Genomic DNA, 6,114 nt, shown 5'->3' with positions numbered 1-6,114 from the left:
ACTCTTTACCGGGTCGTGTTGCTCCAGGGGGAGGTGCACCCGTTCCGCCACAACTATCGGCAGGCGCTGGAACAAGTAGAAGCCCTCGCCGCCGAACTCACCCGCCAAGGCTTCAGCGTGGAGCAGGTCGAGCTGCCCCTGGATCTGCGTCCCCAGGCGAGCCTCTCGGGGCAACTGGACGCCCCTGAGACCGAGCGGCGCGCCGTCTTCACCCTCAAGATCGTGCGGGCAGCCACATGAAGCTCACGCGCCAGGACTGGCCCCACCTGCGCGGTACCGTGTTCTTCGCCGCCGCGGTTCTCGCCCTCGCCCTCGGGGCCGTGGGCGGCGCCCATCAATTCAAGGCCCGGATGCAGCAGTCCTACGCCGCCCTGCAGGCCCAGGTGGCCCAAGCCCATGCTCGGCTCGCCCGCACCCAGGAGGAGCGCAAAAACCTGGACGATTACTACGAGGAATATCGACGCCTCCTCGCCCGGGGGGTGATCGGCGAAGAGCAGCGGCTTGACTGGATCGAAACCATCGACCGGCTGCGCGGGCGACAGCAGCTCTTCGGCGCCCGCTACACCATCTCCCCCCAGCGCCCCTTCCAGCCGGAAATCCCCCTGCCGGACGGGCCGATCGACCTGCGGGCCTCGGACATGCGCTTGCAGCTCACCCTCTTGCACGAGGGCGAGCTCGCCCGCTTTTTCGAAGCGTTGCGCGAGGAAGCCAACGGCCTGTTTCTCCTGCGGGGCTGCCAGGTCAAACGCGCGGCGAGCGGCGTCGCCCTGCGCTTCGGTCCCCAGCTGGAAGCCGACTGCCAACTCACCTGGGTTTCCCTGAAGGACCGTCCCCGGCCATGAAGTACTTGCTGCCACCGGCGCTCTTTCTCGTCCTGGGCGGGCTCGCTGCTGCCGCCGGGGCCGCCGATCCCCTGGGGCGGCTGTTCTTCACCCCCGAGGAGCGGCAACAACTGGAACGGCAGCGAACCCAGCCTACGGTCGAGGCGAGGCCGTCGCCCTCCGGCGTTACCGTCAACGGGCTGGTGCAGCGCTCCGACGGCAAAGCGGTCGTGTGGGTGAACGGGGTCCCCCGGCCCGCCTCCGCGCCCGCATCGGATGACGGCCTCGCCGCCCGGCCGCTGGATACTGCCACCGTGGTGGTGACCACGCCCGAGGGCAAGGTGCGGCTCAAGGTGGGGGAGACCGCGTGGCTCACCCCCGGCGCAGGCGCAGAGCGCGGAAAAGAAACACGCCCCTCCGCCCCTGCTACCTCCCCGAAGACCTCCCGATGACCACCGCAATACCCAGCCATGCTCATGTCATGGGACGTGCTCCCGCCGGACCTCAGCGCCAGCGCGGCCAGGTGCTGCTCCTCCTGCTCCTCGTCCTCGTCACGGGCGCTGCCTACCTCCTGATGCAGTCTTTGAGCGCTGCGTCCATCGCCACCGAGCGAGACCGCATCACCCAGCAGGCACTGGCGGAGGCCAAGGCGGCGTTGATCGCCTATGCAGTGACCTATTCAGAAACCCACCCGGGTTCCGCGCCCGGCTACCTGCCCTGCCCCGATATGAGTGCAGGGGGGGTCAGTGGTGAGGGCTCCGCAGAGGGAAGCTGCGGCGCCAAGGATGTGAGCGTGATCGGAAGGTTGCCTTGGAAAACCCTTGGCCTTCCACCGCTGCGTGACGGTGCGGGTGAATGCCTCTGGTACACGCTCTCTGGAGCATACAAAAACAACCCCAAAACGAACTTGATGAACTCGAACACGAGCGGCCAGTTCGAGGTAATGGGCCCCAATGGCACGACGTACGTGGCCGGCCCAGAGCCTGAGAGTCGCGCAGTAGCCGTCGTGTTTGCTCCAGGCATGCCGATCGCGGGACAGGCGCGAGGCTCGGTTGGCGCAGCCACTCAGTGCGGTGGTAATTACATAGCGGCCAATTACCTTGACACAGACAAAGAAATCGACAACTCGGCGCTCTCTCCAGGGGCAAAGGCAGTCACCCGCTTCATCGCTGGCGCCCCGTCCAGATCATTCAACGACCGGCTATTGGCCATCAGGCACGACGAGCTATTTACAGCGATCAACAAGAAAGTTGCCGCAGCGATCCGCGGTTCTGTAGATCCTCCCAGCGGCATACAAGGCTACTACGCGCAGCAGGTGCCCAAACAATATCCGTGGGCGGGCGACGGATCAGGACATCAAATCCCCGGCGAGACGGCGGGCCCGCTACCCTATGAGGACTTGCCCCTCGATCCCGGAACAAAAAACGTCTTACAAGACAATGGTTGGTTCGATCCGGACGTTACCGTCTATACGGTGTCCCCTGACCGGTCCCGGGCAACTATTACGATCCAAAATCCCGCCGTGAGCGTCTGCCTCGAAAAAGGGAAAATCGTCCCGTGCCCATGAGATTGGTCAACGAGACCCACGCACGCAGGGCTTCGCCTCGGCCCACCGCAGGTTTCACCCTGGTGGAGTTAGCGGTGGTACTGCTCATTCTGGGGCTTTTGATCGGGGGATTGCTGGTTCCGCTTTCCGCTCAGATCGAGCAACAGCGCGTCACTCAAGCACAAAAACAGCTGAGCGAGATTCGCGAAGCGTTGATAGGCTATGCCATTCTCTACGGCTATCTTCCTTGTCCGACAACGACCACGGATCCCAATGACGCCAACTTTGGCGTCGCCGATACGAACTGTTCCTCGCCTTCCGCAGAAGGCTTTCTGCCGTGGAAAACGCTCGGTGGACTGCCGGAGATCGACCCCTGGGGGATCCGACGAACCGCGCCAAGCTCCCCCTGGATTGGATACTGGCGCTACCGTGTGGACCAGAATTTTGCCAATCCCTCGGCCCCGATTACACTTTCGACCACCGCTGCAGACGGGCTGGAAATACACGACGCCAAAGGAAACCGCATCACTACGACCGGCGAGCCGCCGGTCGCCATCATCTACTCAACGGGTAAGGACGCAGCTCCCAATGGCGCGAACGGGGGGGCGTTCGACAACATCTATCAAGCCGATGTCCCGAACTATGAAACGGAGCCACCGGGTTCCTACTTCGACGACATTGCGATTTGGATAAGCCGCCCGGCACTGATGAGCCGCATGATCCAAGCCGGCAGGCTGCCCTGAGCCGCGGGGATTCAGATCCCATCGCTTCGAGCGTTTTTTCGCACCACCCGCGGTAGGGCGCGCTTGAGCGCGTCGCTTCGGAAGCCTCCTGGGAGGGCGGTGCTTTCGGCGCGCTCGACACGCCTCGATCGATTCCGGTGACGGCGCCCTAGCTGCGCTCCCGCGGCGCCAGCTCGAAGCACACTCGGCCTGGTCGGTTTTCCTTAAGGCGCAGGATGTAGCCGTGGCGCGCGGCCTCCCGGGAAACCTGATAGAGTCCGACGCCCAGCCCGGTTTCCGAGGCCACGGGCTTGTCGAACAACGCGCCCGCCACCCGGGCGGGCACCGGCTCCCCCGTGTCGGTGACCCGCAGCACGGCTCGGCCCTCGCCCGCGGCAAGCTCCACGTCGATCTCCAGGCCCGGCGATTGCTGGCGCTTCTTCAAGGCATTCTCCAGCAGGTTTTCCGCCACGCTGTCGAAGAAGGCTCCGGGAATGGGCACGTCCCCGGCGAAGCTCGCCCGGAAGCGCACACCGCGGGACTCGTAGCGGGACTCGAGGGCTTCCCACCAGGCCCGCGCCGTAACTGGCGGAGTTTCTCCCTCGCCCTGAGCGAGGGGGTTCTTGAGCTTGCCCAAGGTGAGCTCGAGCCGCCGCGCGAGGTCGGGGAGCTGGCGCCGCATGAGCCGCTGGAAGCCTTCCGCGTCGCCCGCCTGTTGGGACGCCGAGGCCAGGGCGTAAAGGGATTGGAGCAGGTTCTTGATGTCGTGGGTAAGCCGGGCGCCGGTCTCGTGGATGGCCTGCATGCGGGCCATGTGGGCGAGGGCCTGCTCCCGGCGCTTGGCCTCATAGAAGTGGGCGACGATCTCGGTAAGCAGCTTCAGGTGCAGGACCAGGGCCGGCCCCACGGTGAAGCGGGAGGAGACGCGAAGCGTGAGCGCGCCCGAGCTGAATGTCCAAGCCGAAGAAACTTCTTCGCCCACCTGGCCCTGCCCGTCCGGCGCATCCCAAGCAACACTCGCCACCCAGGGAAGCGCCGCAAGCCGCTCGGCGGCGGTATGGAGAAACCCCGCCGGGTCGGTTTCCCGCTCCGCCGCCCCGGCGATCCGGGCCAGCCACTGCTCGAAGGGCGTGCCCACGTTGAGCAGGTAGCGAAACAGGACTGGCTGCAGCAGGCTCAAGCCGTGGGCCGGATTCCACAGCAGCCCCAGCAGGCTCAGCAGGAAACCCACCACCAGAAGGGTACGGATCAGCGCCTCCACGTAGGCGATCTTGCTCAGGGTCATGAAGGCGAAGCTTCCCAGCACCACCAGGACCACCACCAGGAACAGGAGCAGCCCGTACAAGAAATCCATCGGCTCGCGCCCGCCCTCCGCCTGCCGACCCACGGGAAACGCCAGCAGCAGGAGCAGGCCCACCGGCATGGCGTAGCGCATGAGCTCGCCGGCAAAGAAAGGCGTTTGACCTGCAGTGAAGAGCTTGGGCACCACCCAGAGCAGCAAGGTCACCAGCAGGTAGGCGAGCACCGCAAGGCCGAAGAGGCGGCAAGCGCGCGACGGCCCGCTCACCCCCCGTGCGCCGACCAGGCTCACGAGAAACGCGAGCCAGGCGGCCACCAGCCACCAATTGAGCCAGAAGAGCACCAGGACGCTGGCAGCACCGATGAAGACGAGGGCCGGGGTGCCGAGCCGCCGCTCGTGGCCCCACAAGGGCTGCCACAAGAGAAACAGGCCGAGGTGGACAAGCAGCAGCGCCCGGGTCCACGGGCTGTGCAGATCCGAGAGGACTGCGCCGTGAAGGGGCAGCAACAGGGCCGCGAGCAGCTTCTCGCGCCGCTCGAGCAGGCGCCCGATCCAGGCTGAGCGGGACAGGGCCGCGGTCATGGCCGGCCCGGAGGAAGGAGGGCGGGAATCTGGTAGGGTATCAAGCATGTCCTCTCTCAAGGATCGCTGACGCATTATAACCAGGAGCTCGAGCGCCTCCCGGCGGCAAGGCGTCGGAATCCCGTCGACTGCGTCGGATTTCCGACATACCCCTGTCGGGCTCACGACAGCGCCGCGCTCGCTCACCGAGGGAACCCAACCCCCAAGCCCTGGGGAAACCCCGTTTACGCCCGCAAAGGCCAGCAAAAAGCCCACCAGCCCGGGTGGCATCGTTCTTGCAGCGACGCAGCCAACGCCGTGTCCGGAAACGGGGAATGAAACGTGAGCGTGGCTTTACCCTGATCGAGATCGCCATCGTGCTGGTCATCATTGGGCTGCTCCTGGGAGGGATCCTGAAGGGGCAGGAGATGATCACCCAGGCAAGGATTCGCAACGTGGTAAACGACCTGAACAGCGTCTCCGTGGCCTATTACGCCTACCAGGACCGGTATCGGGCCATCCCGGGGGATGATCCCAACGCCAATGGTCGTTGGACAGGCACGACTTCCGGAAACGGGAACGGCCAGGTGGACGGAAATTTCAATGCCACGCCGTCGGCCAACCCCCCACCGGCCGGTGAAGAGTCCAACCTTTTCTGGCAACACCTGCGGCTGGCCGGACTGGTGGCGGGCCCGAGCACCGGGGCGGGTAGTGCCAATCCGCCCCAAAACGCCGTCGGCGGCGTGACGGGGGTGCAAAACAGCGCCTTGGGGCTGAACGGGCTGGTGGTATGCACCTCCAATCTGCCCGGCAAGATCGCCAACGCCGTGGACAGCCAACTGGACGATGGCAGGCCCAACACGGGCTCGGTGCGCGGGACCACCGCCTCGCCCCTGCCCACCACCGCCCCCACGGACACCAGCTACGTGGACGACGGGGCGACCCAGTACACGATCTGCAAGAACATTTAGGGCTTTTCTCCCAGGGTCGTCATCGACGAATCTGATAGGAGGACGCCTTGGCGCACGGCTCACCGCTGCGGGTGTGGTCTGTTTCGCTGCGCTCCACGTTTACCGCAGGGGGATGAACTCGCGCGGTCCCATCCCTCTGCAAAAGTGCAGTAGGGCGCGCGCATCGCTCCCGAGCCCCCTTACCCCCCTGTCG

General features: G+C 65.4%; 7 protein-coding genes. 6 read left to right on the top strand and 1 reads right to left on the bottom strand.

Annotated features, from left to right (window positions below; genetic code table 11):
* The 5 genes from V7Q81_RS13985 to V7Q81_RS13965 all read left to right on the top strand — a co-directional run.
* Positions 1–240 (top strand): hypothetical protein (locus V7Q81_RS13985; RefSeq protein WP_442954843.1); only part of this gene is annotated, 240 nt, incomplete at its 5' end.
* Positions 237–842 (top strand): hypothetical protein, encoded by a 606-nt coding sequence (locus V7Q81_RS13980; RefSeq protein ID WP_333844439.1) that lies wholly within the window; start codon positions 237–239, stop codon positions 840–842. The genes V7Q81_RS13985 and V7Q81_RS13980, both read left to right, overlap by 4 nt.
* Positions 839–1,273, top strand: coding sequence for a hypothetical protein (locus tag V7Q81_RS13975; protein WP_333844436.1), 435 nt, complete (start codon positions 839–841; stop codon positions 1,271–1,273). The genes V7Q81_RS13980 and V7Q81_RS13975 overlap by 4 nt, the downstream gene beginning before the upstream one ends.
* 29 nt (positions 1,274–1,302) lie before the next feature.
* Entirely contained in the window at positions 1,303–2,388 is a 1,086-nt protein-coding gene (locus V7Q81_RS13970; RefSeq protein ID WP_333844433.1) for a hypothetical protein, read from the top strand.
* Positions 2,385–3,110 (top strand): prepilin-type N-terminal cleavage/methylation domain-containing protein, encoded by a 726-nt coding sequence (locus V7Q81_RS13965; protein WP_333844430.1) that lies wholly within the window; start codon positions 2,385–2,387, stop codon positions 3,108–3,110. Before V7Q81_RS13970 ends, V7Q81_RS13965 begins: the two co-directional genes overlap by 4 nt.
* A 148-nt stretch (positions 3,111–3,258) precedes the next feature.
* Here V7Q81_RS13965 and V7Q81_RS13960 read toward each other — a convergent pair whose 3' ends face one another.
* Positions 3,259–5,019 carry a sensor histidine kinase gene (locus tag V7Q81_RS13960; protein WP_333844422.1) on the bottom strand — a complete coding sequence of 587 codons (1,761 nt, stop codon included), beginning with the start codon at positions 5,017–5,019 and terminating at the stop codon, positions 3,259–3,261.
* Between the two features lie 266 nt (positions 5,020–5,285).
* Between V7Q81_RS13960 and V7Q81_RS13955 the strand changes: the two genes are divergently transcribed.
* Positions 5,286–5,921, top strand: a complete 636-nt coding sequence (locus tag V7Q81_RS13955; protein WP_333844421.1) for a prepilin-type N-terminal cleavage/methylation domain-containing protein — start codon at positions 5,286–5,288, stop codon at positions 5,919–5,921.
* Positions 5,922–6,114 lie beyond the last annotated feature (193 nt).

Origin of the sequence: Pelomicrobium sp., from assembly GCF_036803785.1 — a bacterium.
In the GTDB taxonomy this organism is placed as follows: Bacteria; Pseudomonadota; Gammaproteobacteria; order Burkholderiales; family UBA6910; genus Pelomicrobium.
The sequence above is the reverse complement of the archived record's forward strand: the minus strand, read 5'-3'. Positions and strand labels throughout refer to the sequence as shown.